Source organism: Oerskovia sp. NPDC056781, from assembly GCF_042789955.1.
Taxonomy (GTDB): domain Bacteria; phylum Actinomycetota; class Actinomycetes; order Actinomycetales; family Cellulomonadaceae; genus Oerskovia; species Oerskovia rustica.
On the sequence record NZ_JBHUAD010000291.1, the window covers coordinates 1 to 4,332 of the forward strand.

The following is a 4,332-nucleotide window of genomic DNA, read 5'->3' on the forward strand; positions in this document are numbered from 1 at the left end:
GTGACGGGCCAGCCGCGCTGTTCCCGCTGCCCGGGGGGCAGCTCCCCGGCCGGATGCGGTGCCGACCGGCTCGTGCGCGTCGTGGGCCCTCCTGGCCGGCGTGTGAAAGACCACCCACCGCCACGCCCTGACCTGCCCGTTCTCTTTGCCGGATCCCCACACGCGGTGACCTACGGTGGACGGGTGACCTTCCCTCCTCCTTCGACGACGCAGCCGACCGCACGCCCGCTGGCACCCCCGCGAGCCGTCGGTGCACGCCCCGTGCACGCGCAGAGCACGGGCGCGACGCACGTCGGGGCGCGTGTCGCGGCGAGCGTGACGGCTCTCGTCTCGGTGGTCCTCGTGTGGCAGGTCTGGCAGTACTTCGTCGCGTCCGAGGCGGGGCAGCACCTGGACCAGGCGGCGCTGCGCGGCTCCGACTACGGACGCGGCACGCTGTGGGCGCTCGGGGAGCCGGTGCTCGACGTCGTCTCGGTCAGCTTCGTCGTGCTGGGCCTGGGGACGGCCATGGGGATCGCGCTGCTCCGTCGTCGCTGGGGGCTCGCCGTCCAGGTCGCGTTCGTCGTGGTCGGGTCGAACGTCACGACCCAGCTCCTCAAGAAGTCGGTCCTCGACAGGCCGGACCTGATCGGTGGCGGGTGGGGCGTGGGGAACACGCTGCCCAGCGGGCACACCACGGTCGCCGCCTCGGTCGCGGTCGCGCTGCTGCTCGCGGTCCCGCGGGCGGCGCGTCCGGTCGTCGCCGTCCTGGGCGGGACGTACACGGCTGCCACGGGAGTCTCGACCCTGATCGGTCACTGGCACCGACCGAGCGACGTGGTCGCGGCGATCCTCGTCGTGACGGCGTGGACCGCGCTCGCGCTCGCGCTCACCCCCACGAGCGCGCTCGACCCCGTCCCCGCGCGTGGCAGCAGCGCCTACCCCGGTTCGGTCGTCGTGGCCGTGCTCCTGTTCCTGGGGGCCGGGGCGGCGATGCTCGGTGCCGCGTGGTGCCTGCGCGAGGTCTATCCCGCGAGCTGGGACATGACCGACCTCGCCGAGACCACCGCGTACGTGGGCGGGGCGCTGGGGGTGGTCGCCGCGACGGCGATCTCGTTCGCCGTGCTGCTCCTGCTCCGCCAGGCGACGTCCCGTCCCGGGAGATGACCGTCGTCCACAGGTCTGGGGACGGCACGCCCTGCGCGGGCGTCCCCACGACCGCGAGCCCCTGCCACGGGGGCCCTCCACAACGGATAAGGTGCCGCCTGGCGCCAGTGGCGTAACGTCATAGGCTGCCGGTGGGAACGGGACGGTGGGGTCGTGGGCCATGCCCCAGCCCGACGCCGGGCCCCACCTCAGCACCTCGGCCCACCCGGAGATCGCTCGGGGAACGAGCCACACCAGCAGCAACGGAAAGCAGGAACGGATGTCCTCAGGTCGCAAGCTCGTCATCGTGGAGTCCCCCACGAAGGCACGCAAGATCCAGGGCTACCTCGGTGACGACTTCGAGGTGGAGTCGAGCGTCGGGCACATCCGCGACCTCCCGCAGCCGTCCGAGCTGCCCGCCGACATGAAGAAGGGGCCGTTCGGCAAGTTCGCGGTCAACGTCGACGAGGGCTTCGAGCCCTACTACGAGGTCTACGCGGACAAGAAGAAGAAGGTCGCGGAGCTCAAGCGCGCCCTGAAGAACGCCGACGAGCTCTACCTCGCGACCGACGAGGACCGCGAGGGCGAGGCCATCGCGTGGCACCTGCTCGAGGAGCTCAAGCCCAAGGTCCCCGTGCACCGCATGGTCTTCCACGAGATCACGCGCGAGGCCATCGAGCGTGCGCTCGAGAACACGCGCGACCTCGACGAGCACCTGGTCGACGCCCAGGAGACGCGCCGCATCCTCGACCGTCTCTACGGCTACGAGGTCTCGCCGGTCCTGTGGCGCAAGGTCCGCCAGGGGCTGTCCGCGGGGCGCGTCCAGTCGGTCGCGACGCGCCTGGTCGTCGAGCGCGAGCGCGAGCGCATGGCCTTCGTCGCCGCCGAGTACTGGGACGTGTCCGGCACGTTCTCGCTCGCCGACAAGACCGCCGACGACGCCGACAAGAGCTTCGACGCCCGCCTGGTCCAGTTCGGCGGCGCCCGCGTCGCCTCGGGCCGTGACTTCGACGACCGCGGGCAGCTCAAGCCCGCGGCGGCGCGCGACGGCGTGGTCCAGCTCGACGAGCAGGCTGCCTCGCTCGTGGTCGGAGGGCTCGCGGGGGCCGACTTCGCGGTCCGCAGCCTCGAGACCAAGCCGTACACGCGCCGTCCGGCCGCGCCGTTCACGACGTCGACGCTCCAGCAGGAGGCGAGCCGCAAGCTCCGCTTCAACTCGCGGCAGACGATGCGCACCGCGCAGGCGCTGTACGAGAACGGCTACATCACCTACATGCGTACGGACTCCCCGTCGCTGTCGGCCGAGGCCACGGACGCCGCGCGTCGCCAGGCCGCAGAGCTGTACGGGCCCGAGTTCGTGCCCGGTGCGCCGCGCATCTACGCGTCGAAGGCCAAGGGCGCGCAGGAGGCGCACGAGGCCATCCGCCCCGCGGGCGACTCGTTCCGCACCCCGGCCCAGGTCGCCCGCGAGATCAGCGGCGACCAGTTCAAGCTCTACGAGCTCATCTGGAAGCGCACGGTCGCCTCGCAGATGGCGGACGCGAAGGGGTCGACGGCGTCGGTGCGGCTCGCCGCGCCGGTCGGCCTGACCGTGGTGGCGCCGCTCTCGGGCAAGACGTTCGTGCCGGACGGCCCGGCCCCGGAGGCCGTGTTCGCGGCCTCCGGCACGGTCATCTCGTTCCGCGGCTTCCTCGCGGCGTACGAGGAGGGGACCGACGACGGCGCAGAGACGGCCGACGGCACCTCCTCGAAGTCCGGCCGTCGTCGCAACGACGAGGACGCCCGCCTGCCCCAGATGGGCGAGGGGGACCTGCTCGACGGGCGCGACCTCACGGCCGACGGGCACTCGACGTCCGCCCCCCCGCGCTACACCGAGGCCAGCCTCATCAAGGCCCTCGAGGAGCGCGGCATCGGACGCCCGTCCACGTACGCGTCGACCATCTCGACGGTCCAGGACCGCGGGTACGTGCTGCCGCGCGGTCAGGCCCTCGTGCCGAGCTGGCTCGCGTTCGCCGTGATCCGGCTCCTGGAGGAGCACTTCGAGTGGCTCATCGACTACGACTTCACGGCCGAGATGGAGGCAGACCTCGACGCGATCGCGGCCGGTGACAAGGACCGCGTCGCGTGGCTGACCCGGTTCTACTTCGGGGACGGCACGGGCCGTGAGGAGGGCGAGGGGCTGCGCCAGCTCGTCGACGACCTCGGCGAGATCGACGCGCGCGACATCAACTCGGTCCAGATCGGCGAGGGCATCCAGCTCCGCGTCGGTCGGTACGGGCCTTACGTGGAAGATCTCTCGGTCGAGGTCAAGGAGGGCGAGAACCCGCCGCGCGCCTCGGTGCCCGACGACCTGGCCCCCGACGAGCTCACGGTCGACAAGGCGCGCGAGCTCCTCGCCGCGGGCGCCGACGACGGGCGGATCCTCGGCATCGACCCCGAGTCGGGGAACCCGATCGTGGCCCGCGCGGGACGCTACGGCCCGTACGTGACCGAGCAGCTCCCCGAGCCGAAGTTCGACGAGGGCCTGTCGGCCGCGGCGCTCAAGAAGGCCAAGGCCGCGCTGCCCAAGCCCCGCACGGCGTCGCTGCTCAAGGACATGAACCTCGACTCCGTGACGCTCGAGGACGCGCTGCGCCTGCTGTCGCTGCCGCGCGTCGTGGGCACGGACCCGGAGACGGGCGTCGAGATCACGGCGCAGAACGGCCGGTACGGCCCGTACCTCAAGAAGGGCACCGACTCGCGCACCCTCCCGTCCGAGGAGGCCATGTTCACGGTCACGCTCGAGGAGGCGCTCGAGCTGTACAAGCAGCCCAAGCGCGGTCGTGGAGCCACGGCCACCCCGCCGCTGCGCGAGCTCGGGGACGACCCGACGTCGGGCAAGCCCATCGTGGTCAAGGACGGCCGCTTCGGCGCGTACGTCACGGACGGTGAGACCAACCGGACGCTGCCGCGTGACCTGACGCCCGAGTCCATCACGCCGGAGAAGGCCATCGAGCTCCTCGCGGAGAAGCGTGCGGCCGGCCCGGCGAAGAAGAAGGCCCCGGCCCGCAAGGCTCCGGCCAAGAAGCCCGCCGCGAAGAAGGCCCCGGCCAAGAAGGCGACGGCCGAGAAGAAGTAGCGGTCGTCGGCTCACGCCGACGTCTGCACGATGCCGAGGTAGACCCGGGTGCGCGAGGTAGACCTCCGGGAGGTCTACCTCTGCGGTCG

The 4,332-nt window shown here is 72.0% G+C and carries 2 protein-coding genes; both read left to right on the top strand.

Annotated features, from left to right (window positions below; genetic code table 11):
• Window positions 1-183 precede the first annotated feature (183 nt).
• Complete coding sequence (locus tag ACFRCR_RS17285) at window positions 184-1,146, top strand: phosphatase PAP2 family protein (RefSeq protein ID WP_377679249.1); 963 nt, start codon at window positions 184-186, stop codon at window positions 1,144-1,146.
• 259 nt (window positions 1,147-1,405) lie between these two features.
• Entirely contained in the window at window positions 1,406-4,243 is a 2,838-nt protein-coding gene (gene topA, locus ACFRCR_RS17290; RefSeq protein ID WP_377679251.1) for a type I DNA topoisomerase, read from the top strand.
• Window positions 4,244-4,332: the final 89 nt, after the last annotated feature.